Origin of the sequence: Halomicroarcula saliterrae (genome assembly GCF_031624395.1) — an archaeon.
Taxonomy (GTDB): Archaea; Halobacteriota; Halobacteria; order Halobacteriales; family Haloarculaceae; genus Haloarcula; species Haloarcula saliterrae.
Window position 1 is genome coordinate 1,156,324 of sequence record NZ_JAMQON010000001.1, and the last position, 25,280, is coordinate 1,181,603.

General features: G+C 67.5%; 25 protein-coding genes and 1 pseudogene. 6 read left to right on the forward strand and 20 right to left on the reverse strand.

All coding sequences use genetic code 11. The annotated features are described in order from the left end of the window. The first annotated feature begins 61 nt into the window (after nt 1-61). Complete coding sequence (locus NDI56_RS06305; RefSeq protein ID WP_310918591.1) at nt 62-1,150, forward strand: LEA/WHy family protein; 1,089 nt, start codon at nt 62-64, stop codon at nt 1,148-1,150. Here the strand turns inward: NDI56_RS06305 and NDI56_RS06310 are convergent, their stop codons facing one another. The 5 genes from NDI56_RS06310 to NDI56_RS06330 all read right to left on the reverse strand — a co-directional run bounded on the left by NDI56_RS06310 (nt 1,151) and on the right by NDI56_RS06330 (nt 5,600). Continuing rightward, nucleotides 1,151-2,185, reverse strand: a complete 1,035-nt coding sequence (locus tag NDI56_RS06310) for a PhoU domain-containing protein (RefSeq protein ID WP_310918592.1) — start codon at nt 2,183-2,185, stop codon at nt 1,151-1,153. It lies immediately after the preceding gene. Nucleotides 2,186-2,289: 104 nt separating this feature from the next. Next, a complete protein-coding gene (locus NDI56_RS06315) occupies nt 2,290-3,363 on the reverse strand; it encodes an ATP-NAD kinase family protein (protein WP_310918593.1) in 1,074 nt (357 codons plus the stop codon). 292 nt (nt 3,364-3,655) lie between these two features. After that, nucleotides 3,656-4,348 (reverse strand): competence/damage-inducible protein A, encoded by a 693-nt coding sequence (locus NDI56_RS06320; protein ID WP_310918594.1) that lies wholly within the window; start codon nt 4,346-4,348, stop codon nt 3,656-3,658. Nucleotides 4,349-4,482: 134 nt separating this feature from the next. Then, nucleotides 4,483-5,307, reverse strand: a complete 825-nt coding sequence (locus NDI56_RS06325) for an alpha/beta fold hydrolase (protein ID WP_310918595.1) — start codon at nt 5,305-5,307, stop codon at nt 4,483-4,485. After that, nucleotides 5,304-5,600: a hypothetical protein gene (locus tag NDI56_RS06330; protein ID WP_310918596.1), complete on the reverse strand. Its 297-nt coding sequence runs from the start codon at nt 5,598-5,600 to the stop codon at nt 5,304-5,306. The genes NDI56_RS06325 and NDI56_RS06330 overlap by 4 nt, the downstream gene beginning before the upstream one ends. Before the next feature lie 144 nt (nt 5,601-5,744). On the opposite strand from NDI56_RS06330, the gene NDI56_RS06335 reads away from it, so the two are divergent. Further along, a complete protein-coding gene (locus NDI56_RS06335; RefSeq protein ID WP_310918597.1) occupies nt 5,745-8,123 on the forward strand; it encodes a PAS domain S-box protein in 2,379 nt (792 codons plus the stop codon). A gap of 4 nt (nt 8,124-8,127) precedes the next feature. Here the strand turns inward: NDI56_RS06335 and NDI56_RS06340 are convergent, their stop codons facing one another. Together NDI56_RS06340 and NDI56_RS06345 are read right to left on the reverse strand one after the other, a co-directional pair. After that, nucleotides 8,128-9,243, reverse strand: a complete 1,116-nt coding sequence (locus NDI56_RS06340; RefSeq protein WP_310918598.1) for an outer membrane protein assembly factor BamB family protein — start codon at nt 9,241-9,243, stop codon at nt 8,128-8,130. 127 nt (nt 9,244-9,370) lie between these two features. After that, on the reverse strand, nt 9,371-11,101 hold the full coding sequence (locus NDI56_RS06345; RefSeq protein WP_310918599.1) for a glutamate--tRNA ligase: 1,731 nt from the start codon (nt 11,099-11,101) through the stop codon (nt 9,371-9,373). A 163-nt stretch (nt 11,102-11,264) separates the two neighbouring features. Here NDI56_RS06345 and NDI56_RS06350 point away from each other — a divergent pair, with 163 nt between their 5' ends. Both NDI56_RS06350 and NDI56_RS06355 read left to right on the forward strand, forming a co-directional pair. Beyond that, complete coding sequence (locus tag NDI56_RS06350; protein ID WP_310918600.1) at nt 11,265-11,750, forward strand: cupin domain-containing protein; 486 nt, start codon at nt 11,265-11,267, stop codon at nt 11,748-11,750. Between the two features lies 1 nt (nt 11,751). Further along, nucleotides 11,752-12,183: an ester cyclase gene (locus NDI56_RS06355; protein WP_310918601.1), complete on the forward strand. Its 432-nt coding sequence runs from the start codon at nt 11,752-11,754 to the stop codon at nt 12,181-12,183. A gap of 2 nt (nt 12,184-12,185) precedes the next feature. Here the strand turns inward: NDI56_RS06355 and NDI56_RS06360 are convergent, their stop codons facing one another. Further along, nucleotides 12,186-13,115, reverse strand: a complete 930-nt coding sequence (locus NDI56_RS06360) for an ArsA family ATPase (protein WP_310918602.1) — start codon at nt 13,113-13,115, stop codon at nt 12,186-12,188. Between the two features lie 285 nt (nt 13,116-13,400). Between NDI56_RS06360 and NDI56_RS06365 the strand changes: the two genes are divergently transcribed. Then, nucleotides 13,401-13,745 (forward strand): hypothetical protein, encoded by a 345-nt coding sequence (locus NDI56_RS06365; protein WP_310918603.1) that lies wholly within the window; start codon nt 13,401-13,403, stop codon nt 13,743-13,745. A 45-nt stretch (nt 13,746-13,790) separates the two neighbouring features. On the opposite strand, the gene idsA3 is transcribed toward NDI56_RS06365, so the two are convergent. From idsA3 to mvk, 5 genes are all read right to left on the reverse strand, one after another. Next, nucleotides 13,791-14,831: a geranylfarnesyl diphosphate synthase gene (gene idsA3 / locus NDI56_RS06370; protein WP_310918604.1), complete on the reverse strand. Its 1,041-nt coding sequence runs from the start codon at nt 14,829-14,831 to the stop codon at nt 13,791-13,793. Between the two features lie 4 nt (nt 14,832-14,835). Beyond that, entirely contained in the window at nt 14,836-16,182 is a 1,347-nt protein-coding gene (locus tag NDI56_RS06375) for an RNase J family beta-CASP ribonuclease (protein WP_310918605.1), read from the reverse strand. Nucleotides 16,183-16,543: 361 nt separating this feature from the next. After that, the gene (locus NDI56_RS06380; RefSeq protein ID WP_310918606.1) at nt 16,544-17,794 is read right to left on the reverse strand and encodes a hypothetical protein; all 1,251 of its coding nucleotides are present in this window, start codon (nt 17,792-17,794) and stop codon (nt 16,544-16,546) included. Between the two features lie 124 nt (nt 17,795-17,918). Beyond that, nucleotides 17,919-18,665, reverse strand: coding sequence for an isopentenyl phosphate kinase (locus NDI56_RS06385; protein ID WP_310918607.1), 747 nt, complete (start codon nt 18,663-18,665; stop codon nt 17,919-17,921). Continuing rightward, complete coding sequence (gene mvk, locus NDI56_RS06390; protein ID WP_310918608.1) at nt 18,662-19,645, reverse strand: mevalonate kinase; 984 nt, start codon at nt 19,643-19,645, stop codon at nt 18,662-18,664. Before mvk ends, NDI56_RS06385 begins: the two co-directional genes overlap by 4 nt. A gap of 128 nt (nt 19,646-19,773) precedes the next feature. On the opposite strand from mvk, the gene NDI56_RS06395 reads away from it, so the two are divergent. Then, entirely contained in the window at nt 19,774-20,607 is an 834-nt protein-coding gene (locus NDI56_RS06395) for a hypothetical protein (RefSeq protein WP_310918609.1), read from the forward strand. Between the two features lie 9 nt (nt 20,608-20,616). Here NDI56_RS06395 and NDI56_RS06400 read toward each other — a convergent pair whose 3' ends face one another. The 7 genes and pseudogenes from NDI56_RS06400 to NDI56_RS06435 all read right to left on the reverse strand — a co-directional run bounded on the left by NDI56_RS06400 (nt 20,617) and on the right by NDI56_RS06435 (nt 25,269). Next, nucleotides 20,617-21,957, reverse strand: a complete 1,341-nt coding sequence (locus NDI56_RS06400) for a cytochrome P450 (RefSeq protein WP_310918610.1) — start codon at nt 21,955-21,957, stop codon at nt 20,617-20,619. 61 nt (nt 21,958-22,018) lie between these two features. Then, nucleotides 22,019-22,399 carry a DUF5518 domain-containing protein gene (locus NDI56_RS06405; RefSeq protein ID WP_310918611.1) on the reverse strand — a complete coding sequence of 127 codons (381 nt, stop codon included), beginning with the start codon at nt 22,397-22,399 and terminating at the stop codon, nt 22,019-22,021. A gap of 42 nt (nt 22,400-22,441) precedes the next feature. Continuing rightward, a pseudogene (locus NDI56_RS21720) lies at nt 22,442-22,809 on the reverse strand (DUF5518 domain-containing protein). A gap of 84 nt (nt 22,810-22,893) precedes the next feature. Beyond that, a complete protein-coding gene (gene rpsB, locus NDI56_RS06420; RefSeq protein ID WP_310918614.1) occupies nt 22,894-23,694 on the reverse strand; it encodes a 30S ribosomal protein S2 in 801 nt (266 codons plus the stop codon). Further along, entirely contained in the window at nt 23,691-24,896 is a 1,206-nt protein-coding gene (gene eno, locus NDI56_RS06425; RefSeq protein ID WP_310918615.1) for a phosphopyruvate hydratase, read from the reverse strand. Before eno ends, rpsB begins: the two co-directional genes overlap by 4 nt. After that, the gene (locus NDI56_RS06430; RefSeq protein ID WP_135303168.1) at nt 24,893-25,072 is read right to left on the reverse strand and encodes a DNA-directed RNA polymerase subunit K; all 180 of its coding nucleotides are present in this window, start codon (nt 25,070-25,072) and stop codon (nt 24,893-24,895) included. The genes eno and NDI56_RS06430 overlap by 4 nt, the downstream gene beginning before the upstream one ends. Further along, nucleotides 25,069-25,269 (reverse strand): DNA-directed RNA polymerase subunit N, encoded by a 201-nt coding sequence (locus NDI56_RS06435; protein ID WP_310918616.1) that lies wholly within the window; start codon nt 25,267-25,269, stop codon nt 25,069-25,071. The genes NDI56_RS06430 and NDI56_RS06435 overlap by 4 nt, the downstream gene beginning before the upstream one ends. Between the last annotated feature and the right edge of the window lie 11 nt (nt 25,270-25,280).

Consider the following 25,280-nt stretch of genomic DNA (forward strand, 5'->3'; position numbering starts at 1 on the left):
GCACTTAGTTCATTCGGGGGCGGCCACAGGACATATCACGTCTCGACAGGGACGACGAGTAATGGTAGCACTCGGGCGGTCGGGAAAGGTCGGCGTCGTCGCGCTCGTCCTCGTCGGGAGTATCGGCGGGGCGTTCGCGGTCGGACTCGTGGGTACACCCGGCGTCGAGACTGTCGAGAACCGGTTTACCGACATCTCGGCGAACACGACGACCATCGGGACGACGCTCACGGTGTCGAACCCCAACCCGGTCGGCGTCACGCTCGGCGGGACGGCCATCGAGTACACCATCTCGATGAACGACGTGGCGGTCGCGAGCGGCGAGAAGACGGGTATCGCGCTGACCCGTGGCAACTCGACGCTCGATTTCAGTACCCGGATGCGAAACAGCGAGATTCCGCCGTGGTGGACCACCCACATCGCGAACGGCGAGCGGACGACGGTCCACATCGACGCCACCGTCAGCGACTCGCTGGTCGGCGAACAGTCGTTCTCGTTCACCCAGAACCGGACTATCCAGACCGATATCCTGGGCGCGTTCAACACCACCGAGACCCGGCCGGTCGACGCGAACGTGCCGTTCGTCTCGGACCCGGTGTTGTACGTCAACGAGACGCGGGGTTCCTGGGACAGGGAGAACCTCACCCGCTCGGAGACGCCGCTCGACACCGAGTTCGACGTGTACAACCCGAAGCCGGTGCCCTACACCGTCACCAGAGTCGGTTACACGACCTACATGAACGACGTTCGCGTCGGTTCGGGTGAGACGAAGCGGGGCTACTTCATCGGGCCGGGCGAGCGCGAGACCGTGGGAGTCGACACGCGCATTCGGACGGACAGCCTCGACCGGTGGTGGGTGAGCCACCTCCAGCGCAACCAGAACACCGAGCTGTACATCGACTTCTACCTCGTCCTCGAAGCCGGGGGCGAGCGGTTCCGGGTCGACCTCGACGCCATCGACTACGAGAAGCCTATCGAGACGGATATCTTCGGTACCAAGGCGTCGTCCCCCACTGGCAACGCGACGGCGGGCGGTGCCCCGAGCGACGGAAGTCCCGACGAGGACGGGGGCGACGCTGCCGAGGGAACGCCGACTCCGTCCGAGGGGACCGAATCCGGTGACGGTGGCCTCCTCGGCGGCGGGCTCTGACTACTGAATCGTCGTGTGTTCGGACTCCTCGTCGAGTGCGAGGTTCGTCGCAATTTCCGCGTTCCGGACGGCGTACTCGGCGGTCTGCTGGAGACTCACCAGCACTTCACGCACCTGTAGCAGGCTCTCGTTGCTCATCTCCGGCAGGTCGCTGAGGATATCGTGTTCCTTGTCGCCGATCTCGGAGTAGCTCTTGCGGACCTGAATCGCGGTGTCGTAGTTGCGCTCGACGGCGGCCTGCACGGCGAGTTCGGTTATCTCGTTTACCTCCTCGGTGAAATCCCGGATGCGCCGCATCGTGGAGCTGTCGACGTCCAGCGAGTGGTCGTCGGCCTCCAGCGCGATTTCGGCGATGTCCTCGGCGTTGTCCGCCGTCAGCTCGAGGTTCTTCGCGATGGAGCGGTAGCCGATGAGCGGGAAGCCGTCGTCGAGTCCCACGGCCCGCGCGAGGTTGGGGTTCTGGTAGGAGGTGAAGATGAGCCGCAACAGGAGGACGAATATCTTGTTGGCCTGCCGTTCGCGGTTCAGCGCTCGCTGGGCGAGGTCGGGGTTGCCGTGAGCCAGCGCCTTGACTGCCTCGTTGCGCATCGTCGAGCCGGTCGATTCGAGCCGTTCGAGGAGGTTATCCAGCGTGAAGTCCTCGGGGTCGACCGAACACCGGATGGTGATGCGGTTGGGCGTCTCCTCGATGACGCCCAGCCCCATCAGCTGGGTCTCGGCGTTGTAGACGGCGTTGATGTGGGCCGATTCGAGCGTCTGGTCCTCGGGCGCCTCGACGTGGATGATGCGGCGGCCGAGGACGTACTGGGCGACGATAGCCCGCTCGACGGCGGCGGCATCCAGATTCTCCGCGTGGATGATCGCCTCGGACTCCTCTGTCTGTACGGATTCGGGCATCACCGTCAGCGTCCCCTTCCCACCCATCCGCAGCGACACTTCGTCTCCCTTCTCGACGTCGTGGGCGCTCGCCCATTCGGCCGGCAGCGTCATCGCCAGCGTCGACGGTCCGAGTCGTTGGACTTTCCGCGTTTCCATATGACCTTGGTTATTCGCGATAGACCTTAATCTTCACTATACACCATATAATCTGCCGGTGAGAATACAATCGCTTGAAACGACGGCCGCTCGGGACACAGCCGTCACGCGACGACCTCGATGAGTCGGCGTTCGTACCGACCGACGCGGACCTGAAGCCAGCCGCTGAGTTCGTCGTCGAGCTCCGGGTCGCCGGTGTCGACCCGCAGGGACCCCAGCTGGTCGAGCTTCCGCCGGGAGGCGACCACCTCGACGTCGCAGCGCTCGACGACCGCCGGGGAGAGCTGCTGGTTTCCCCGGCCGAAGACGAACCCCTGCCCGCCGATGGGCGAGACGACGATGAGGTTCCGGTCGCCCAGCGCGTCGAGGATGTCCGACTCGGCGGCGTCCAGCGCGACGACCTCACCGTCCCGCCAGACGTCGACGCCGAGCGTCGTTCCCTCGAAGCCCAGCCGTTCCTTGATGGCGCCGACCGTGCTGCCCGGCCCGAGGACGTAGGTGACGCCCGACTCGACGCTCTCGGCGACGCCCTCGGCGAGCGTCTCGACGGTGCCCCCGCCGAGCTGCTTGGCGGACTGGCGCTGCTGGGCGACCGGGACCGTCCCCACGGCGCGCAGCTCCGTCACCACCTCGCCGCCCCGGAACGCGTCCTCGTCGATGTCGTTGACCTCCGCGGGTTCGGTCTCGGAGAACGTCGCGACGATGCGCCCCGCCGCTCGCGGCGAGACGCCGAAGACCGACGAGTACACCTTGACGCCGGCGGGCACGCCGAGCATCGGCGTGTCGTCGTCCAGCTCTTCGAGCGTCTCGGCCACGTCGACGGCGGTGCCGTCACCCCCGACGAAGAGGATACAGTCGACCCCGCGGTCGGCAAAGGCCCTGACTGCCGCCCGCGTGTCCGCGCTCGTCGTCGCGTCGGGGGTATCGGGCTCGCCGACGACGATCGGTTCAAAGCCCGCCGCCCGGGCGATGGACTCGCCCATGGGGTCCCCGTACGTCAGCAGTTCGAGCTCCCGGCCGACCTCGGCCAGGGAGTCGAGGGCGTCTCGGGCCCGGTCCGGCGCCCGCTGGTCCGCGCCCCGCGCCCGTGCCTCCGCGACCTTCCCGTCGGTTCCCTTCAGGCCGACGCGGCCCCCCATCCCGGCGATGGGGTTGACGACGACAGCGATACGGCGCATACCTCGCTTACTGCACCCGGCGGCAAAAGGGGCCCGGGAGCGTGGCTCACGGACCGGTGTAGATTACGTCCGGATTGCGCCCGAAGTCGGTGCATATCGGTCACTCACTACAGCAATCCGTATCATTGAAGACAGCGGCCACAGAAGGGGCGGTATGCTCCAACCTCTCGCGACGGGCGTTCAGCCCGACGTCATCAACGCCGCCGGCGCCTTCGTCAGTCTCGGCGGCATCGCACTGACTTTCGGGTGGCTGGCCTACCTCTACCGGTAGTCACGCCGCCGCGCCTTCGTCTCACTCCTCGACCGGGTCGACCCGTTCGCGCAGCCACGCCGCCGCTTCCTCGACAGCCTCGGGGTCGGTCCCCGCGAACCTGACGGTGACGTACTCGCCGGGGTAGCTCCCGATTTTCACCGGAAACAGCTGTCTGACGCTGTCCATCCGGTCCAGCAGGGCGCTCTCCGGTTCGGCCGCGTCGACCGTGACGACGTGGCGCTGCTCGCCGGAGAACTCGTCGGCCACCTCGGCGAACATCCGCTTCATCTCGGTGGGGACCCCGGGCAGGACGTAGCAGTTCTCGATGACACAGCCCGGTGCGACGCCCTCGTGGTTCGGGACGGGACTGCTTCCCGCTGGCACCTCGCCGGTCCCCTCGGCCAGGTCCGCCCGGCTGTAGCCGCCGTGTTCGGCCAGCCACGCTAACGCCTCCTCGCTCTCGACGACCGGCTGCCCGAAGGCGGCCGCGACGCCCTCGATGGTCACGTCGTCGTGTGTCGGACCGAGCCCGCCGGTGACGATGACGGCGTCGTAGTCGGCGTGGTACTCGTTGACGACGCGGGCGATATCGGCGGTCCGGTCGGGAACGACGGTCGTTCGCTCGACGGTGACACCGCGGTCCCGCAGCTGTTCGCCCAGCCACGCAGCGTTCGTGTTGACCGTCTCGCCGACGAGCAGTTCGTCCCCGACTGTGACCACCGCGACGCGCATGGCCCCGGCTAGGGCTGCCGGCTACAAATACTGTCGGACCTGTCGATAGAGTCGTCGGAAACCGCGGCTCACAGTCAGTCGCGGGTGTCGTTCGCTGAGGACGTTCCGGCCAGCAGCGCCGCTCCGGAGGACGGTCAGTATTGGTCGAAGTCACTCACGACATCCGTTCCGGGATTCGAGAGCTGTGTCCCCAGAAACTCGGCGGTCCGGTCGTACGTCGCCTCGTAGTGAGCGCCGGCGAACGGGAAGCCGTGCCCGCCGGGGACGACGCGGTGTTCGACCGTCGTCAGCGGCTCCAGCGTCTCGGCCAGGACCGCAGATTGCTGGGGCGAGACGACGCCGTCGTCCTCGCCGTGGAGCAACAGCGTCGGGGGCATCGACATGTCGGCCTGCTCGACCGGCGAGGCGAGGTCGTAGGCCGCGGGTAGCTCCGCCGGCGAACCGCCCAGATACGCCTCGCTGCGGTCGCCCGGATTCAGCCGGAAATCGTAGATGCCGCTGTAGCCGACCACCGCCGACAGGGCCGACGACGCGCCGGGGTACTGCTCGGGTTCCAGCGCCGGGTCGTCGGCCGTCGCCGCCGCCAGCACCGCCAGATTCGCGCCGGCGGAGTGGCCGACGGCGGCGACACGCTGCGGGTCCGCCTGCTCGCACTCGGTGCGACACCACTCGATAGCGGCCTTCACGTCGACCAGCGCGGCCGGGAATGTCCACTCGGGCGCCAGGCGATACTGCGGTTCGACGACCAGGTAGCCGGCCTCGGCGAGGTCGATGGCCTGGCGGGCGAACTCGCCTTTGTCGCCGACCGTGAAGCCGCCGCCGCGGACGAGGACGGCGGCCGGTTTCTGCCCGGTCGCCGCGGCGTCTTCGTACGCGTCGAGTCGCAGCGTCTCGCCGGCGACCTCGTGGAACGGGATGTCCCGGCGTACCGTGACAGTCATCTCCTCGCGTTCGTTCACGGCTGAGAGTCGGGCGAGGGAGATAAAAACGCGTCGGGGTCACAGGCGACCGACGCCGCCCGCACTGCCGGAAGGGCAGTGTCCCCGAAGGCGTCGGGGTCACAGGCGACCGACGCCGCCCGCACTGCCGGAAGGGCAGTGTCCCCGAAGGCGTCGGGGTCACGGACGACCGACGCCGCTCGTACTGCCGAGAGGGTAGTGTCCCCGAAGGCGTCCGGTCTCAGCCCTCGATTGCGTTCGATGGTTGCCAGCGGTTCGGAACGAATCTCACGGATACCAAGAACTGTTAGCATGCGACGATAGCCGGCCGCTCGCTGTCGAATCTGCGTCCCGACGACTCGACAAACTGACTCGTCGCCTCGGCGTGGCCGTTCGTGACAGCGTGACAGAACGTACCGGTAGAACAAAGCGGGGAAAGAAACCATGATTAGAGACTAATGTACGAGCGGTTCGTTCTCTCGCTCTACGTTCTCAGCGGACTCTCCACCGTCTTCATCTGGCTGGCCTGGCGCAAGCGCACCGACCCCGGCGGGACGCCGATGGTGGTGTTCTACCTCGCGCTGGCGGTGGGCGCTGTCGCCTACGCCCGCGATATCACCGCGACGACGCTGGGAACGCAGCTGCTCTACCGTCAGATAGCGACCGTCGCACAGGGGACCGTCGCCATCGCGTGGCTCTACGCCGCGCTCCAGTACGCGAACTTCGACCGGTCGCTGACCCGTCGCGTCGTGGGCGTTCTCTCGCTCGACCCGCTGTTGCTCACAGTGGGCTTTCTCCTGCCCGGGGTCACCTTCTTCCGGACGCCGCCGACGGGGACGACCGGCTCGCTACTGCACGCTCAGGCGACCCAGCTCACGCCGCTTTTCCTCCTGCACATGGGGACCATCCTCGTCACCGCGCTGGCCGGGACGCTCGTCCTCATCCAGCTGTTTCTCCGGTCGCGCCACCTCTACCGAACCCAGGCGGCGGCGGTCCTCGTCGCGGCGCTGACCCCGTGGACCATCGCGCTCAGCCAGCAGTACTTCCTCCAGATCCCGGAGGACGCCACTATCTTCGCGTGGGGTATCTCCGGCGTCGCCATGACCGCCGGGCTGTACACGTTCAAGACACTGGACCCGGTTCCGGCCGCACAGTCGACCATCGTCGAGACGATGGGCGACGGCACCGTCGTCCTCGATATGGACGGGCGTATCAGCGACATCAACCCCGCAGCCGAGGCCCTCCTGAACGACGGCGACGCCCCTGTCGTGGGTCGTCACATCGGGGCCGTCGTCGACGGCTGGGAGGCGTTACACGAGGGCGAATCCGGCCACCGCGACTGGGAAGAGCTGTCACTGACCGTGGACGGTGACGAGCGGTTCCTGGAGGTCGAGACGACGTCGTTCACCGACCGGTTCGACGACGAGGTCGGGACCCTCGTCGTACTGCGTGACATCACCGACCGGAAGCGGCGCGAACAGCGCCTCGAACAGTACAAGCTCATCTTCGATTCGGTCACCGAACCGGTGTACGTGCTGGACGACGACGGACGCATCCTCCGCTACAACGACCCCTTCGCCGACCTCGTTGGCTGTGACGGGACGGCGCTCGTGGGCGAGCCGATCACCGTCGTGCTCGGGCCGGAGCCGGCGGCCACCGACGGCGGGTTCAGCGACCGCATGGAGACGACAATCAGGACAGATTCCGGGGCGGAGGTCCCCTGCGAGCTCGACCTGGCGCCGGTGGCGCTCGACGACGGCGCGACCGGCCGGGTCGGCATCATCCGGGACATCAGCCGGCGGAAGGCCATCGAGTCGGAGCTGGCCGAGGCGACCGAGCGGCTAGAGACGCTGGTCGAAGCGTCACCCCTGGCGATAATCGCCCACGACACCGAGGGGGTCGTCGACGTGTGGAACCCCGCGGCCGAGTCGCTGTTCGGCTGGAGCGCCGACGAGGTCCGGGGCTCGACACTCCCCATCGTCCCGGCGGAACGGGAGAGGGAGCTGCTGGACCACCACGACCGCGTGCAGTCGGGCGAACCTCTCACCGGCTGGGAGACGGAGCTGCGCTGCAAGGACGGCCAGCGGGTGCCAGCGGCGGTCTCCGCGGCCCCGATACGGGACGGCGACGGCGAGGTCGTCGGTACCGTCGCGATAATCGCGGACATCAGCGAGCGGAAAGCCCGTCAGCGGCAGCTCGAACGGCAGAACGAACGGCTGGAGGAGTTCGCCAGTCTCGTGAGCCACGACCTCCGGAACCCGCTGCAGGTGGCCAGTGGGCATCTAGCGCTGGCGAAGACGGCCGACGGCGACGCCGCGGCCCACATCGAAGACGCGGAAGCCGCGCTGGACCGGATGGAGACGCTCATCGAGGACACGCTCTCGCTCGCCAAACAGGGCCGTGACATCGGCTCGACGGAGCGGACACCCCTTGCCACCCTCGCCGAGCGGGCGTGGGCGAACGTGACGACCGAGGGCGGCTCGCTGACGCTCGCTGAGCCACCGACCGTCGACTGTGACCCCGACCGCGTCGTCGAACTGCTCGAGAACCTCTTCAGCAACGCGATAACGCACGGTCGCCCGGCCGGAGGCGACCCGGTCACCGTCACCGTCGGTCCGCTCGACGGGGGGTTCTACGTCGCGGACGACGGCTCCGGTATCCCGGACGACGAGGCGGACCTCGTGTTCGAGTCCGGGTTCACCACCGAGGACGCGGGGACCGGACTCGGACTGGACATCGTCCAGACCATCGCGGACGCCCACGGCTGGACGGTGGACGTGACGGGGAGCGAGCACGGCGGCGCCCGCTTCGAGTTCACCGGTGTCGAGTCGCGGTGACGGCCTACTCCGCCAGCAGTCCGTAGACGCCGCCCTGTTGGGAACTCAGGTACACTGCGCCCGCAGCCAGCGCCGGCGTCTTGTTCTCGGACCCGATTGCCAGCTTCCACAGTTGTTCGCCGTTCGAGCGGTCGACGCCGAGGACCGCTGCGAAGGCCCCGCCCACGACGACGACGTTCTCCGCGACCGACGGGACCAGGACCGAATCGAACGTGCTCTCGTAACTGTAGGACCATTGCTCGGAGCCGTCCGCCCCACTGAGGGAGTAGACGCTGTTGGTAGCTCCGACGTAGAGCGTTCCGTCGGCGACGGCCGGCGTCGACAGTTCCGCCGCGTCGACGCTCACGCGCCACTGTTCCGAGCCGTCCGTCGCGTCGACCGCGACAACCCCGTCGCCGAGACCCAGATACACCGTCCCGTCGTGGTCGCTCGGCGAGGTCGTGACCTCGGTTTCGGGCTCGTAGCGCCACTGCTCCTCGCCGCTTTCGGTCCCGAAAGCGTACAGCGCCTCGTCGTCGGTGGCGTAGGCCGTCCCGTCGGCCACGGCCGTCTCGTTCGCCCAGCTCTCCAGTGAGGCCGACCACTGTTCCTTTCCGGTCTCTGCGTCGAACGCGCTCAGTCCGCTCCGGGACATGTTCATGAACACCAGCCCGTCGGCGACCGTCGGACTGGTGCTGAAAGGGGTCGGCGCGTCCGCCGTCCAGACTTCCTCGCCGTTTTCGGTGTCGAACGCGTACAGCGTCTCGTTAGAGCCGCCGATATACACCAAGCCGTTGGCCACGGCCGGCGTGTTGTTGGCGCCGTCGGAAATAGCGGCGCGCCACTGCTCCTCGCCAGTTTCGGCGTCGTACTTGTACAGCGCGCCCTCGAAATCCTCGCTGACGCCGACGTAGACGGCGCCGTCGGCCACGACGGGGTCCGACGCCACTGGGCCGCCGCCACCGTCCCACGCGTCCGTGAGTCCGTCCGAGAGGCCGGTGACAGCGAGCGAACCGGTGCCCGCCCCGTCGCCGTTTTTCATCCGCCACGAGCCGACCGCCTCCGCCGACGGCGTCGCGGTCCCGGCTCCGGGTCCATCGCCCGATCCGCCGAAACAGCCGGCCAGTCCCAGTGCACACATGGCGCCGCCGCTTCGAAGCAGCGCACGTCGAGAGTGTTCAATATATACGGTAGAACGAGCATTATAATAAAAGGATTCTGAGCCGAATTAAACAGCGGCAGCCGGCTTGGCGGTGAAAACCCGTCCGTCAGGGATGTGCGAAGTACGCGACCGACTCGCCGTCGGGGGCGACCCGGTCGACGCGGGCGAAGCCGATACGCTCGAACTGGAGCATGTCGTCGGCCTCGTAGTCGAGGAGACCGGGCTCGGCGATGCCAGTCACGTCGCCGTCCATCGTTCGGAGGCGGAGTTCGGGGCCGTCGGCCGGCGCCCAGTGGACCACGTCGACGCCGTCCTCGCGGACCGCCGTGATGTCCTCGCCCACGTACTCGAATGCGTCGCGAGTGTGGCGGACGCAGCCGTACCCCTTGAGCCAGACGCGCTCGCCGCGCTCGGGGAGGTCCTCGCCCTCGACGACGACGCCCGCAGTCACGGGAATCTCCCGCCGGCCCCGGTCCTCGTGGTCGGGGTGGAGCGGCGGTTCGCCCGCGTCGGGTCCGCCGACGACCTGTCGCTCGACGAGGCCGCCGAACTCCTCGTCGTCGCGGACGAAGAACGCGCGGTCGGTGTCGTCGTCGATGCGCTCGCGGTTGTTGGCGTACACCGAGGACATCGCGAGGTCGACGTTCGAGGTGGAGGTGCCCAGCTCGACCATCGCGTCGACGAGGGCCTCGCCGCGAATCCCGCGGCGTCGGAGGCTGGCGACCGTCGGTGCCCGCGGGTCGTCCCACCCGTCGAGTTCGCCCTCGGCGATGAGTTCGGCGATGGTGGATGTCGACATCGACACGTCGTAGGCGTCGACCTGGACGTGGCCCCAGTGGACGACCTCGGGGTACTCCCAGCCGAAGTAGTCGTAGACGAACCCCTGGCGTTTCGCGGAGTCCTGCAGGTCGATACCGCGGATGATGTGGGTGATGCCCAGCAGGTGGTCGTCGACGCCGCTCTGGAAGTCGAGCATCGGCCAGCAGCGGTACTGTGCGGCTTCCTCGCGCGGGTGTGGCGTGTCTATCATCCGGAAGGCGACGAAGTCACGCAGCGCGGGGTTCTTGTGCGTGATGTCGGTCCGCACGCGCAGCACCATCTCGCCGCTGTCGTACTCGCCCTCGACCATCGCCTCGAACTCCTCGGTGACGGTGTCTCTGTCTTTCTCGCGGTGTGGACACGCCTCGCCGCTGTTTTTCAGCTCCGAGAACTCCCCCTGCGGACAGGAGCAGGTGTAGGCACCGCCCAGTTCGATGAGTTCGCGGGCGTGGTCGTAGTAGACGTCGACGCGGTCGCTGGCCTTGACCACGTCGTCGGGCTCGAAGCCGAGATACTCGATGGCGCCGAGGATTTGCTCGTAGGCGTCGAGGTCCGGGCGTTTCGTCTCGGGGTCGGTGTCGTCGAACCGGCAGACGAACTCGCCGTCGTACCGGTCCTTGTAGGTCCCGATGACCGCGGCCATCCGCGCGTGACCGACGTGCCACGGCCCGTTGGGGTTGGGGGCGACGCGCATCCGCACCTCGCCCTCCTCGGCGTCGGGCAGGTCCGGGAGCGGGTGGTCCGGGCCTTCGTCTTCGCTCTCTATCTCGTCGAGTTTCTCGGGGGCGAGCTCCGCGATACGCTCGCGTCGTTCGGTACTACTCATCCCGTTGACTCGCTCTACGACCGGCGCGATGACGCCCGGAATCTCGTCCCCGTGCTCGCGGAACTCTGGATGGTCGCCCATGAGCGGTCCCATGATGGCGCCGACCTGTGCCTCGCTGTCGTGTTTGACCGCGTTGAGGAGGGCGTTCGTCTCCGCGGCCTCCTCGATACGCTGGCGTAGCGCGTCGTCCATGCCGGACAGTCGAACCGCCCCGCTCAAAACGGCGTCGGGTTCACGCTCGGGCGATGACCGTGGTAACTACGGCTCACTCGGCGCGCAAATGCCAGCGAGTGGGCAGAACAGGAGTGTCAGGCGGTCGCATCGGTTATGATGTAGTATCTCCGATAGTTCTTCGATGACACCACGCACGAACACACCGGAACAGTCACCTCCAGCGGTCGAACTGTACCAGTTCGAGGGCACCGAGGTGTGGATGGACGACGACGAACACGCCCGGCTGAAGGGGTACTTCCCGCTCTCGCCGGGGGCACCGAACGGCACCGACGCCGGGGCGACGGACTGTGCCATCGTCTGTCTGGAGATACAGCCCGGCGAGTACCTCCCCACCCACCGGGACAGTGCCGAGGAACTGCTACTGGTCACCGCTGGCACGGTCGAGGCCAGCGTCGGCGAGGAATCGGTCCGTCTGCCGACCGGCTCCTGCACCGTCGTTCCCGAGATGGCGCCACACAGCGTCCGAAACGTCGGCGACGAGCCCGCGCGCGTCATCGGTTACTTCCCGAGTAGCGAGATGACCGCTACGTTCGAGCGGCCGCTCCAGCCGTTCGGGACGACCGTCGTCGCTGTCGGTGGCGACGGCGAGGACACGGAGGAGATGTGAGATGGCGGCGACGGAACACCGACACAAGGAGAACTTCCGGCGGCTGATGAGAGAGACCCACGAGGGCAACATGGATGTCGTCGACGAGCTGGTCGCCGAGGATATCGTCACGCACGGCTTCTTCGGCATGGACGCCACGGACAGAGCTGGGTACAGGTCGTTCTTCGAGGGGTTCGGGGCTGCCTTCGGCGACCAAGAGTTCGTCATCGAGGACCTCGTCGCCGAGGCGGACCTGCTCGTGGTCCACTTCACCATCTCCGCCGTCCACCGGGGAGAGATACTGGGTATCGAACCCACCGGCAGACGGCTCTCCTGGACCGGCACCGCCATCGACCGGTACGAGGACGGGAAAATCGTCGAGGCGTGGCTCTACCCCGACTACATGTCCATCCTCGGCCAACTGGACGTCCTCCCGTCGGGTGTCGGAACCTGAGGTCAGCCCCCGACGTGCTCACCGATGCGCGCCAAGGCGTCCAGTCCAGTCACCTCGCCGGACTCGTCCGGTATCGTCCACACCTCCAGTTCCGGCAGCGACTCCCGCAGCGCCGCGAGCGACTCCTCCTGAACGGCCTGTTTCCCCCGACAGCGCTCGCAGTCGCCGGGGTTCTCGATGACCTTGTTCACCACGAGCGTCGTCACCGGCACCTCGAACTCGCGTAACTGGTCGACCAGCCGCTCGCTCTCCCGGACGGCCATCGTCTCGGGGATGGTCACGACGCGGAACTCGGTGCGCTCCGGGTCCCGAAGCACCTCGCCGACCCGTGCCATCCGCTCGCGCATCGCCGTGAAGTCGTCCGGGCCGTCGTCGCGACGGCGACCCATCGGCCCGAACATCATCGTCCGGGCGGTGTTGACCTTCCGGCGGACCTGGTCGCGCAGGTCGAGGGCCGTCGCCAACCCCTTGTCCATCACTGCCGGCAGGTCCAGGAGTCTGAGGGTGTGGCCCGTCGGCGCGGTGTCGAACACCACCCGGTCCCAGCGGTCGCTGTCGACGTAGGTCGCCAACCCCTCGACGGCGGCCAGCTCGTCGCTGCCCGGCATCACGCCGGTCGTGAACAGGTCGGCGATGGCCCCCTCGTCGAGGTGGATGCCCGCGTCATCGAACTCGTCGGCGAGCGCCTCGAACAGCGCCTCATACCGGTCGATACCCGCCTGCGGGTCCACCTCGACGCCCCAGAACCCGTCGCGTATCTCGACCGGGTCCGCGCCGACCTGCTGTTCGACCGCGTCGCCCAGCGAGTGGGCCGGGTCCGTCGAGACCACCAGCGTCTCCGCTCCCTCGCCGGCCAATCTGTGGCCGGTCGCCGCGGCGAGGGTCGTCTTCCCGACCCCGCCTTTCCCGCCGTAGAGTACGAACTGGGTCACGGCTGCCGGTAGGTGTCAGACCGCCATAACTCTCCGGTGGCCCGCGGGTGATAGTGTTTAGTTAAGAGATTCAGACCTAAAACAGCCAGCCGCCCCTTTCAGTCCCGCCCGTAGCCGGTTGGTCAGCCGGCAGGGGGGGACTGAACGCGGGGGTTTTCTGGCTCTCGGAACCACTCGCTGCTAAACTAAACACCGCCCCCGTGGGTAGCGAACCGGTCGGTCCGGTGACGCGGCTGCTCCAGGTATAGATACACCTTTTTATATCAGGACATATATACCGGAATTATGGCACAGAACGCTGCCACTCGGAGGTACGGACTCGTCGTCACAGTCGCACTACTTGTCGGTTTGGCCGGTTGCGGTATGCTCGGCGGTGGGGGTTGTGGCCCCGGCGAAACCGAGATCACCGACGCCGCCGACGCGGACGGTTCGGTCTCCGTGACCGGCGAAGTCACCGAGACCGGACAGGTGTCGTTCGTCGTCGACGACGGCACTGCCACGGCGTTCATCCAGCGACCCGGGGACGTCTCGGAGGGCGACTGCGTGACCGTCGAGGGGCGCACGGTCGATACGAGCAACATGGGCGGTGCCGACGTGGCGATGCAGGCGACGAACATCACTGTCAACTGACAGCGCCGGGGCTACCTGCAACTGGGACCGAAAAAGAGCGGACGGTCAGTATTCGCGTTCGACCAGGTAATCCGCGATACCGGACAGCAGGCCACGCGCCTCGTTGTCCGGCAGGACTTCGAGGTTCTCCTTCCCGCTCGTGACCAGTTCCTGCGCCCGTTCGCTGGCGTACTCGATCGAGCCGACCTCCCGGAGCCGCTCGACGGCCGTGTCGATTTCGGCCTCCGAGACGGCTTCGACGGAGTCGGTGTCGACCAGGTTCGCCACGTCGACGCCCTGTTGGCGGGCGTGCAGCGTGACCAGCGTCTGCTTGTTCTCGACGAGGTCGGAGCCGCGTTGTTTGCCCAGTTTCTCGGACGGCGTCGTCAGGTCCAGCAGGTCGTCCTGAATCTGGAACGCCCGGCCAACGTCGAGACCGTGATTGTACAGCGCGTCGACGGTGTCCGCGTCGGCCCCGAGCAGCGTGGCCGGAATCGACGCGGTCGCGCCGTACAGCACCGCGGTCTTGAGTTCGACCATCTCCAGATACTCCTCGGGCGTGACGGCGTCGCGCTGCTCGAACTCGATGTCCAGCGACTGGCCCTCACAGATACGGGTACAGGTCTCGGACAGCCGCTTGTTCGCGGCGATGGTGCGGTCGTCGGCCGCACCGGTGCCAAGCAGATACTCGAACGCTTTCGAGTAGAGCGTATCGCCGGCCAGAATCGCCGTCGAGAGGTCGTACTCCTTGTGGACGGCCGGGACCCCGCGACGGAGGTCGTCGTCGTCCATGATGTCGTCGTGGATGAGGGTGAACGTCTGGATGACTTCGATGGCGATAGCGGCTGACAGCAGGTCGGCCTCTCCGCCGTCGAGCGTGGGGAACGTGCGGTAATCGGCCCCCAGCGGTTCGACGTCCAGCAGCGACTCCCCGACCAACAAGAGGACGGTCGGCCGGAGTCGCTTGCCGCCGGCGTCGAGCAGGTACCGAGCCGCCTCGTAGAGGTGCTCCGGTCGCGAGACCGGCAGCTCCTCGGGAAGCGCCTCGTTGACCAGCTCACGACGGGCGTGGATGGCTCGTTCGACCTGCTGATGGCGTTCGGACATGTGACTATTCCGTGAGCTGGATCATGTTGCCGTTACGGGTGATATGCAGGTCGCGCCCGACTTTGAACCCGAAGTTCTCCGCGAGGTCCACGTAGGGGGCGAAACCTTTCAGGCTCTGGTGAGCCGGGATGACGTTCTGTGGCTGCAGCGCTTCGAGCATCTGGTAGTGACCCTCCTCGCGGAGGTGGCCCGAGACGTGGATGTCGTCGTAGATGCGGGCGCCCTGCATGCCCAGCAGCTTCTCGGACTGGTAGCGCTGGCCCTCGTTCGTCGGCTCCGGGATGACCCGGGCCGAGAACAGCACCTTGTCGCCGTCGGACAGTTCGTAGGGCGTCTCGCCCCGTCCCATACGGGTGAGCATCGCGCGGGGCTCGCCCTGATGGCCGGTGACGATGGGCAGGAAGTTCTCCTTGCCCTCGTTCATGATCCGCTTGAACGTCCGGTCGACGGACTTTCGGTGACCGTACATCCCGAGGTCGTCCGGGAAGTCGACGAAGTCCAGTCGCTCTGCCGTCCCGGAGTACTTCTCCATCGAGCGGCCGAGCAGGACCGGCTGGCGGCCCATGTCCTCGGCGAACTCGACGAGGCTCTTGACCCGAGCGATGTGTGAGGAGAACGTAGTGGCGACGATACCGCCGTCGTAGTCCTCGATGCTCGTCATGACGTCCTTGAGGTGGCGACGGGCGACCGACTCGGAGGGCGTGCGGCCCTTCCGGCCGGCGTTCGTACAGTCCTCGATGTAACAGAGGACGCCCTCGCCCTCGCGGCCGATCTCCCGGAACCGCTTCATGTCGATGGGGTCGCCGATGACCGGCGTGTGGTCCATGCGCTTGTCCAGCCCGTAGACAACGGCGCCTTCGGGGGTGTGCAGCACCGGGTTGATGGCGTCGATGATGGAGTGGGTGACGTTGACAAACTCCAGTTCGTTTCGCTCGCCGATCTGCATCGTCTCGCCGGCCTCCATCTTGACGAGGTCGTTCTGGACCCCGAACTTCTCCTCGCCCTTTATCTGCTGTTTGACCAGCTCGATGGTAAAGGGCGTCGCGACGATGGGTGCGTCGTAGCGGTGGGCGAGCTTCGAGATGGCGCCGATGTGGTCGAGGTGGCCGTGTGTCGGCACGATGGCCTTCACGTCGCCCTCGAGTTCGGACATGACGCGGTCGTCAGGAATCGCGCCCATGTCGATGAGGTCGAGCGAGTGCATCCGCTCCGTCTCGACGTTGTCGTGAATCAGTACCTTCGAGAGGTTCAGGCCCATGTCGAAGATGACGACGTCGTCGCCCGCTCGGACGGCCGTCATCTGTCGGCCCACAGCCTCGTATCCGCCAATTGTTGCGATTTCGACTTCCATGGTTGTAGCTCCGAGTAGGAGCCGTCCGCGAGCACGCGGTCGGGGTGGCGACGACGGTAACGGCTGAAACGGCGTCTCGGTTCCTGTGGACGGCGAGGCCAGCCGGGTACGCCCGTAGCCTCGGTGTCCGTAGTGGAAGGGACTCGTGTCCCGACGACTGTTCCCGTCGTCTGCCGGCCGCCGATTCGCGTCCACGGGCGGCCGTGCGCTCGGTTACCGGCAACTACAACGCGAGTTCATAAAACGATGTGGGTTCGCGTGCGGTCCCGCGCTCTGTGAAAGCAAAATCGGGGCCACGAGGACACGCGTCACGCGGTGTGAGAACCACGAATCGGGAGCGGTCGAAGCTGCCCGGTAGCGACTACGAATCGTCCAGCGCGTCCGAGAGCGGGTCGCCATCGGACTTCGTCTCGAAGGCCGTCGTCCCCTCGTCCGGCTCCTCGGACCCCGTCTCGTCGTCCAGCTCCTCCCCGAACAGGTCCGTCACGTCGTCCGAACTCTCGTCACTGCCGTCGAAGGACGCTGACTCGTCGTCCGCTGACTCACCGAAGAGGTCGTCGGCCGTCCGGGGGCTGTCGGCCGATTCGTCGTTCCCGTCTTCGACCGTCTCCCAGCCCGACGCCTCCGTCGTCTCCTCGGAGGCGGGCTCTTCGGACGGGACTGCGGTCTCGAACTCCGAGGGGTCCGGCGGCGACCACTCCTCAGGCTGGGTGTCCACCGACTCCGTCTCCGGTTCGGTCTGTGTCTCTGTCGTCGAGGCCGCTTCGGTCCCGCTTTCCGTCGGTGTCTGCTCGGCCTGTTCGTCGGCCGGTGGGCTCGCGTCCGCGACCGACGCCACGTCGGCGTCGTCCGCCACGTCGGACCCGGCCATCGACCCCTCGGGAGCCTCCCATGCGGTCGGCTGCTCGTCGGCCGTCTGGTCGGAGGGGTCGGCCGTCTGGTCGGAGGGGTCGGCGGTGGGTGCGTCGGCTGTCTGGTCGGAAGGGTCGGCGGTGGGTGCGTCGGCTGTCTGGTCGGAGGGGTCGGCGGTGGGCTCGTCGGCCGTCTCGTCCGGCGCTTCGACCAGCGTCCGTTCCGTCGGGGCTTCGGTGTCCGGGTCCGAGGGCGCGCTGTCTGAGTCGGCGGCCTCGGCCGGTGTCGGCTCCGGTTCGTCGGTCGGCTCCTGCGGAGCGGTGTCCCGCTCGACGGCGTCGCCCGACTCCGATCCGTCCTCGGCCGGCGACGAGCCGTCGTCGCTCGGGGCCGCCGGGGCCTCGTCGTCCGTCTCGGGCTCGTCGGGACTCCCTTCGCCTGCCGGTTCGGCGGCGCTCGCCGAGACGACCCGCCCTCGCCTGACTCCGGTCATCGTGGCGTCGACGATGAGCTTGTACAGGAGCCCGAACAGGCCCGAGAGCAGTAGCAGGACGCCGATGGCGACGAGGGCGATAGCCGCCACCGCACCGCCGCTCGTCGCGGCCGCGGCACCGCCGGCGCCGAACGCGTCGACGAGGACCTGACCGCCGACGACGGCGCCGCCGGCGATGAAGGCGCCGCCGACGAGACTCACTGCCAGCAGGTAGCCAACGAAGCTCACACCGTATCGGTAGGCATCCGATAACCCAGCAGTAGACATAGTATTACTGACGACAACGCCGGTGAAATAGGTTACGCCGGGAGTATAGTCCCGACCGGACCGGTTTCACACCGACTGCACCACTGTCGAGCGGTCGGGTTTGCACTGATTCTCAGTGGCGACGCTACTCGTGTCCCTCGCCGACGACGGTCGTACCCGGTGTCGCCCCGGCCAGAAACCCGTCGAGCGCGTCGGGACCGAAGACGCTCGCCGGCGAGTCCAGCGCCAGCAGCGCCCGGATCTTCCCGGCCATCCCGCCCGAGACGTCGGTCGCGTCGCTGCCACCGAGCACCGACGCCACCTCCCCGAAGGAGTCGATTCGGTCGACGACCGCGCCGTCGTCGTCGAGCACGCCGGGGACGGTCGAACAGACGCCGACGCGGTCGGCGTCGACGGCGGGAGCGAGTGCGACCACGAGTTCGTCGCCGCTGAGGACGCTGGCGCCCTCCCCGCGGTGGGCCACGAGGTCGCCGTGTAACACGGGTACGAACTCCTCCGCGAGCAGTGTCCTGACCTGGTCGGTGGGTAAGTCGAGGCTACCGTCGGCGTCGCGGCTGGCCGCCGAGAGCGGGTGGACCGGAACGGCCGGGACGCCCCGGTCGGTCAGCGCCGCGACGACGGCCCCGTTCAGCCGCTTCATCGCGCCGTGAATAGCCCGGACGCCCGCGACGTCGTGGGTCCCGTCGGTCGTACTGACGCCGAACTGGGCGGCGTGGTGGTGGCCGAAGCTCCCGCCGCCGTGGACGACCACGAGGTCGTCGTCGCTCGCCGCAACGGCGTCGGCGGCCGCTGCCAGCGCGTCGTCGTCGACGGTCTCGGGCTCGCCTTTCTCGGTGATGACGCTCCCGCCGAGTTTCAGGACGACGGTCACTCCGCCCGGACCCCCTCGGTGTCGAGCGCCGCCCGGAACGCTTCGTCACAGCCGGGCGTGTACCGCAGCGCCGTCAGCGCGGCGTCCGTCTCGTCCAGCGCGACGATACAGCCCCCGCCGCCGGCGCCCGTGAGCTTCGCCCCGACTGCGCCCGCGTCTCTTGCCGCCCACACCATCGTATCGAGCGAGCGCGAGGAGACGCCCAGCGCCGCCAACAGCCCGTGGTTGAAGTTCATCAGCTCACCGAGCGTCTCCGTGTCGCCGGTGCCGAGCACCGACTCGCCCTCCCTGACGATGTCGCCGATGGCGCCGACGGTGTCGGCCGCGAAGTCGTACTCCCCGCGCAGCGCCCGCACGCCCGCGACCAGCGCGCCGGTGTCGCCCGCGCCGCCGTCGTAGCCGATGACGAAGGGGAGGTGCTCGACACCGCCGACGCGACGGCAGTCGTCGCCCTCGACGCGGACCGCTCCGCCCATCGCCGAGCAGAACGTGTCGGCCCGGGAGGCCTCGCCGTCCTGAACGGCCGCCTCGACCTGATAGGCCCTGTCGGCGATGTCCTCGGGGTCGAGTTCGACGCCGAGTTCCCGACAGCCGGCGTCGATGGCCGCGACCGCGACGGCCGCCGACGAACCCAGCCCGGCCCCCAGCGGGATGTCGCTCTCGATCCATATCTCGAAGCCGGCGTCGGGGGCGCCAGCGGCGTCACGGACCTGCGTGACCGCCTCGTTGATGTACCCCATCGACGCCTCCAGCAGCGGTTTCGCCGCGTCGACGTCGGGCAGGTCCGTGCTGTCCCCCGTGTACTCGACGGTGAAGCCGTCGAGCTTGAGGTCCTCGGCGTGGACGACCAGCCCCTCATCTATCTCCTCGGCCGTGACGCGGGCCCGGCGCTCGATAGCGCACGGGACCGCCGGCTCGCCGTAGACGACTGCGTGCTCCCCGAACAGATACACCTTGCCGGGAGCGCTCGACGTGACCATACCCGCTCGTGTGACCGGAGGGGGTTTAGGTGTTTTTGGAGACGGGTCGGGGTACCGACGACACCGCGGGGGTTCGAGCCGGCGGTAGTCACCTGAAAACACTTACGGGTGAGCCGGAACCGTGGGATGTGAACCGCCGAAAACTGCTCGCGTGTTGTGGCGGGAGCCTCGCCGCGCTGGCCGGCTGCCTCTCCGCATCGCCGTCCGATTCGACCGAGGAGTCTGCGCCCGGAACCGAGAGACCGACGGAACGGTCCACCGCGACACCGACGGAGTCCGCATCGAGCGTCGCCGTCGAAGACATCGCCGCACAGAAAGCCGTCAGCTACAGTTCGATGATGGGGTCCGGCGGTGTCCTCGCGGCCGCGGACCGCCAGTACGTCGTCGCCTCGGTCACCGGGACCGAGACGTACGAGCGTCCGGAGTTCGTCTTCGAGACCGACAGCGAAACGTACGATTCCGGGCTCGACGACACCGTGGGCGCCAGAAACGCGTCCGTCGCGGGCCGTCACCGGCCGTACGTCGCCTTCGATATCCCGTCGCCCCTGTCGGCGTCGAACCCGCGGATTCGGCGGGCCGATGACGAGGACGAGACGTGGTCACTGCCCGACGACGCCGCGGCGACGCTGGCCGCGCCCGCCCCGCGATTCGAGCTCGACGAACTGACAGTGCCCGACAGCGTCTCGGAGGGCCGGCCGCTTTCTGTCTCCCTGACGGTGACGAACGTCGCCGACACCGAGGGCCGGTTCCTCGCGGCGCTCTACTGGCCGACACGGGAAATTCAGGACGACGACGAGTCCCGTCTCGTCGAGCGGGACGTCGCGGCCGGCGAGACGACGACGGCGTCGCTCGACATCGACACCAGCTACACCGCCTCCGAGGACGGGCCGGTCACACTGTCGGTCCGGGGCCACGTCTGCGCGAGTCGCGAGGTAACACTCCAGAACGCGTCGTCCCCCTGACCGTCGGTTTCAGTTCCGCTCGACGACCCGCATCGACATCTCCTGTCGCGGGTGGGCGGTCAGCGACGGCATGAGCTCCAGTGGCGTCTCGCCGAGGAACTCCAGCCGATACTGCTGGGCCGTGGTCGCGACGATGAGCTGTGCTTCCAGCATCGCCAGATGCTTGCCGATACAGTGGCGCGGGCCGCCGCCGAAGGGGAAGTACGCGAATCGTGGCCGGTCGTTGGCCCGGTCGGGCTTCCAGCGTTCGGGGTCGAAGGTGTCGGGGTCCTCGTAGAACCGCTCCGAGCGGTGGACGCCCCACTGGGGGAGCATCAGCGTCATCCCACTCTCGACGGGGTACCCCGACAGCTCGACGGCCTCGATCGGCTCGCGGAACATCGTGTACACGGGCGGGTAGAGCCGCATGGCCTCCTGAATGACCCACTCCAGATAGTCGAGCTCCCGGACGTGGGCCATCCCCGGGCGCTCGTCGCCGACCACCTCGTCCAGTTCCTCGTGGACCCGCCGTTCGATTTCGGGGTGTTCCGAGAGGAGGAACCACGTGTAGGTCAGTGTCAGCGCGGTCGTGTCGTGGCCCGCAAGCAGCATCGTCATCATCTCGTCGCGGAGTTGCTCCGGGGACTCGACGCCGTCGTCGCGGGCCCGGATGAGCACCGACAGGAAGTCCATCGGCCCGTCGTCGCCGCTCCCGGCGGTCCGCTCGCGGACCGAGATGATGTCGTCGAGTATCGCGTCGAGCGACGCCACCGCGGCCTCGAACTCGGCGTCGTCGGGCATCGGCATCCACTCCGGCGCGGCGAATCGCAGCGGGTCCGGCTCGAACCGCTGGCCGAGGGGCAACAGCTGTTGCTCTATCTCCGCGACGCGCTCCTCGCCGAGCTCGACGCCCATCATCAAGTCGAGAATGACGTCGAGCGTGGTGCGTGTCATCACCCGCTCGGCGTTGACCACGTCGCCGTCGTCCCAGCCCGCGAGCCGGTCTTCCGTGTGGTCGGTGATGCGGCCGGCCATGCCCGACAGCCGACGCATCGAGAACGCCGGGTTGGCGAGCTGTCGCTGTTGCTCCCAGGTGTCGCCCTCGGAGAGCAACAGGCCGTCACCGAGCAGGTCCCCCAGAGCGTCCCCCTGGAAGTCGGGTTTGCGAAAGCGGTCGGCCTCGGAGACCAGCACTCGCTCTATCGCGGCCGGGTCACAGAGCATCACCGTCTCCATCGGCCCCATATCGAAGTAGGCCACGTCGCCGTAGGCGTCTTCGAGCGCCGAGATGAACCGGAACGGGTCCGAGGCGTAGGTTCGACTGCTCCCGAACAGCGGTTCGCCCTTCGGTCCGGGTGGCGTTTCTGCCATTGGCGCGGGTTAGGACCGGACACGTTTGAATTGCATGCCAACTCCGACCCGCTGGCTCGTCTCACAGCCACCGGACGGGGTCCAGATTCCACTCAGTGTGGGTCCGCGCCCACGCTCCGCCCAGCCCGCCGAGCGCGCTCAGACCGACGGTGTAGCCCAGGAAGAACGCGAAGACGAGCGCGAGAAAGAGGCCGTACCCCGGCGAGGACGGCGGGATACCGAAGCCGAGCAGCCCGGCGACGAACAGCGACGGAATAAACAGCGCGAGCAGCGGGACCATCGCGGCGACGCCGGCCAAGGTCCCGAGCCAGAGCCCGCTGGCGTACCCCCCGCCGTGGCGGTTGGCCGCGACCGCGCCGCCCACGACCGACGAGAACGGGAGTATCGACAGCGCGAGCGTCACTAGCGCACCCCATCCAGCGTCGACGAAGGTCTCGCGCATCCTGTCTGTCGGTGTCGGCAGGGGTGGATATATAATGTGGGCTCAGAGGTCGAGTTCGTTCTTCGCGAAGTTGCCGATCAACCCACCGAGGGCGCTCAGACCCACGGTGTAGAGCGCACTGATGACGCCCAGAACGAGCAAAGCGACGATGCCGAGCCCGCTCACGCTCGGCGGCGCGCCCGCACCGACGGCGAACACGCCCAGGAATACGACGAAGACGAGAAACAGGGCTCCCCCGATGAGCAGGCTGATAACGCCCGAGATGGCGCCGACCTTCACGCCGTCGTCGTCCCGCCTTCGAGGTAGCCCGCGACCGCCCCGCCCAGAACTGTCGAGAAGGGGACGAAACCCAGAACCACACTTGCGACGACGCCGATTACCGCGTTTAGCAGGGTGTCGTGTTCTCCCATCGCCACGGGGTACACGGGGCCAGTATCTATGGTTTGGTTCTGTCGGCACTGGTGACGGCTGTCGAAAGGCGAAAATCGTCGTCGTCAGATTTCGGACTCGAAGTCGTCGAGCCCGTAGGCGGGCTCGGCGCCGCGGCGGTCGAGCGTCTCGTTGGCCAGCAGCCAGTAGACGACCGACAGCGCCTTTCGCCCCTTGTTGTTGGTCGGGACGACCAGGTCCACGTTGGACGTGGTGTTGTTGGAGTCACACATCGCGATGACCGGGATGCCGACCGTGATGGCCTCCTTGACGGCCTGGGCGTCACCGATGGGGTCGGTGACGACCACGACGTCGGGCTCGATGTAGCCGTCGTAGTCCGGGTTCGTCAGCGTCCCGGGGATGAAGCGGCCCGTGCGGGCACGGGCACCGACGGCGTCTGCGAACTTCTCGGCCGGGAACCGGCCGTACTGGCGCGAAGACGCCACGAGAATCTGCTCGGGCTCGTAGTTGGCCAGGAAGTCCGCGGCGGTGCGGATGCGCGTGTCCGTCATCGAGACGTCCAGCACGTAGAGCCCGTCGGTCCGGACGCGGTGGATGAACCGCTCCATGTCCTGGGTCTTCTGCTGGGTCCCGATGTGGACACCGGCGCCGAGATAGTCCTCGACTGGGATGAGGAGGTCGGCCTCGCTCTGCTCGTCGGGCATGACGTCCTCGTCGAGCTGTGGGGCTTCCGCTTCCTCGGCCTCGTCGGCGTCCGCTGGTTCGGCCTCGGCCTCGTCGGCGTCGGCGGGCTGTTCGGCGTCCGTCTCGGTCTCCGCGTCGGCGTCGTCGAGCTCTTCGTCCGCTTCGGACGGGTCGAACTCGGACTCCTCGGCGTCGAGACCTTCTTTTTCGTTGCCGCTCATACTGCGTTGTCCTCGATGCGAATCAGTTCGTTCAGCTTGGCTGTGCGCTCGCCGCCGACCGCGCCCGTCTTGATGAACGGTGCGCCGGTCGCCACGGCGAGGTGTGCGATAGTGGTGTCCTCGGTCTCGCCGCTCCGGTGGGAGACGACGGACTCGTAGCCGTTCTCGGTGGCCAGTTCGATGGCGTCCACGGCGTCCGTGAGCGTCCCGATCTGGTTTGGCTTGATGAGGATGGAGTTGCCAGCGTCCTGCTGGATACCCGTCTGCAGGCGCTCGACGTTCGTCACGAAGAGGTCGTCACCGCAGACGAGCGTCTGGTCGCCGACCTGCTCCGTGAGGTCGGCAAAGGCCTCGTAGTCGTTCTCGTCGAGGGGGTCCTCGACGTAGACGAGGTCGTACTCCTCTACCTTCTGTGCGATGTACGCTATCTGCTCTTCGGTCGACTTGACGCCGTCGTCGTAGACGTAGCCGTCCTCGTCTTCGTCGTACAGCTCGGCGCCGGCGACGTCCAGCCCGAACTGGATGGCGAACCCGAAGTCGTCAGCGACGGTCTCGACGGCTTCAGCCATGATCTCGAAGGCCTCGTCGTCCGAGACCGACGGCGCCCAGGCGCCCTCGTCGCCCTTGCCCGCGGGGATGCCGCGGTCGGCGAGGATGTCGTGGACTTCGCCGTGGACCGCGGCGTTGGCGAAGACGGCCTCTTCGACGCTCGGCGCGCCGATAGGGGCCGCGAGGAACTCCTGGATGTTGGTGGCGTCCGCGGCGTGTTCGCCGCCGCCGATGATGTTACCGAGCGGCGTCGGGTACTCGTTGCCACGGAAGGTGCCACCGAGGTGCTGATAGAGTGGCGCGCCCAGCACGTCGGCGCCGGCCGCTGCGGCCGCCATCGAGATGGCGACGGCGGAGTTGGCGCCGATACCGGAGAAGTCGTCCGAGCCGTCCGCGGCCCGGAGCGCGTTGTCGACGTCGCGCTGGTTGCCGGCGTGCACTTCGCCGATGAGGCGTGGGAGCGCGTCTTCGCGAGCGTTCGCGATGGCTTCCTGAGCCGGCAGTTCTATCGCCTCGTATTCGCCGGTGCTTGCGCCGCTCGGTGCCTTGCCGCGACCGAAGCCCCCACTCTCGGTGAGGACGTCGGCTTCGACAGTTGCGTTGCCACGCGAGTCGAGCACGCGGCGGAGTCGGATGTCAGTGATTAGCGTCATTTGTGGTCACCTCGCTTGACGGTGAACGGAAGCACCCCGGCGTCGTACTCCTCGGCCGCGATGAGGATGGGCTGGGTGTGTTCCGTCTCGATGAGCACGGGAGCGCCGTGAGCCAGCTGGAGCGCCCGTGCGCCCAGTTTTCGGGCCTTTTCGTATCGGCTTTCCTGTGCGTTCATTGGTAGGGAGCGACGATGTCGACGAGGTCCTTATGCGAGACGAGCATCCGGCGACAGCAGTGCCGCTCGACGCCGAGCTCGTCGAGAACCTTCTCCGGGTTCTCGGGCTCCTCGGCTTCGCGGGTGCGGGCCTTGAACTCTTCCCAGTGCTCGCCGACGACGTTACCGCACGTGAAACACCGGACCGGTACCATCATACCTGAATCAC

Coding starts and splice junctions, on each gene's coding strand:
- NDI56_RS06305 (WP_310918591.1), top strand. CDS start 62: ATGGTAGCACTCGGGCGGTCGGGAAAGGTCGGCGTCGTCGCGCTCGTC.
- NDI56_RS06310 (WP_310918592.1), bottom strand. CDS start 2,185: ATGGAAACGCGGAAAGTCCAACGACTCGGACCGTCGACGCTGGCGATG.
- NDI56_RS06315 (WP_310918593.1), bottom strand. CDS start 3,363: ATGCGCCGTATCGCTGTCGTCGTCAACCCCATCGCCGGGATGGGGGGC.
- NDI56_RS06320 (WP_310918594.1), bottom strand. CDS start 4,348: ATGCGCGTCGCGGTGGTCACAGTCGGGGACGAACTGCTCGTCGGCGAG.
- NDI56_RS06330 (WP_310918596.1), bottom strand. CDS start 5,600: ATGCTAACAGTTCTTGGTATCCGTGAGATTCGTTCCGAACCGCTGGCA.
- NDI56_RS06335 (WP_310918597.1), top strand. CDS start 5,745: ATGTACGAGCGGTTCGTTCTCTCGCTCTACGTTCTCAGCGGACTCTCC.
- NDI56_RS06340 (WP_310918598.1), bottom strand. CDS start 9,243: ATGTGTGCACTGGGACTGGCCGGCTGTTTCGGCGGATCGGGCGATGGA.
- NDI56_RS06345 (WP_310918599.1), bottom strand. CDS start 11,101: ATGGACGACGCGCTACGCCAGCGTATCGAGGAGGCCGCGGAGACGAAC.
- NDI56_RS06350 (WP_310918600.1), top strand. CDS start 11,265: ATGACACCACGCACGAACACACCGGAACAGTCACCTCCAGCGGTCGAA.
- NDI56_RS06355 (WP_310918601.1), top strand. CDS start 11,752: ATGGCGGCGACGGAACACCGACACAAGGAGAACTTCCGGCGGCTGATG.
- NDI56_RS06365 (WP_310918603.1), top strand. CDS start 13,401: ATGGCACAGAACGCTGCCACTCGGAGGTACGGACTCGTCGTCACAGTC.
- idsA3 (WP_310918604.1), bottom strand. CDS start 14,831: ATGTCCGAACGCCATCAGCAGGTCGAACGAGCCATCCACGCCCGTCGT.
- NDI56_RS06375 (WP_310918605.1), bottom strand. CDS start 16,182: ATGGAAGTCGAAATCGCAACAATTGGCGGATACGAGGCTGTGGGCCGA.
- NDI56_RS06380 (WP_310918606.1), bottom strand. CDS start 17,794: ATGTCTACTGCTGGGTTATCGGATGCCTACCGATACGGTGTGAGCTTC.
- mvk (WP_310918608.1), bottom strand. CDS start 19,645: ATGGTCACGTCGAGCGCTCCCGGCAAGGTGTATCTGTTCGGGGAGCAC.
- NDI56_RS06400 (WP_310918610.1), bottom strand. CDS start 21,957: ATGGCAGAAACGCCACCCGGACCGAAGGGCGAACCGCTGTTCGGGAGC.
- NDI56_RS06405 (WP_310918611.1), bottom strand. CDS start 22,399: ATGCGCGAGACCTTCGTCGACGCTGGATGGGGTGCGCTAGTGACGCTC.
- rpsB (WP_310918614.1), bottom strand. CDS start 23,694: ATGAGCGGCAACGAAAAAGAAGGTCTCGACGCCGAGGAGTCCGAGTTC.
- eno (WP_310918615.1), bottom strand. CDS start 24,896: ATGACGCTAATCACTGACATCCGACTCCGCCGCGTGCTCGACTCGCGT.
- NDI56_RS06430 (WP_135303168.1), bottom strand. CDS start 25,072: ATGAACGCACAGGAAAGCCGATACGAAAAGGCCCGAAAACTGGGCGCA.
- NDI56_RS06435 (WP_310918616.1), bottom strand. CDS start 25,269: ATGATGGTACCGGTCCGGTGTTTCACGTGCGGTAACGTCGTCGGCGAG.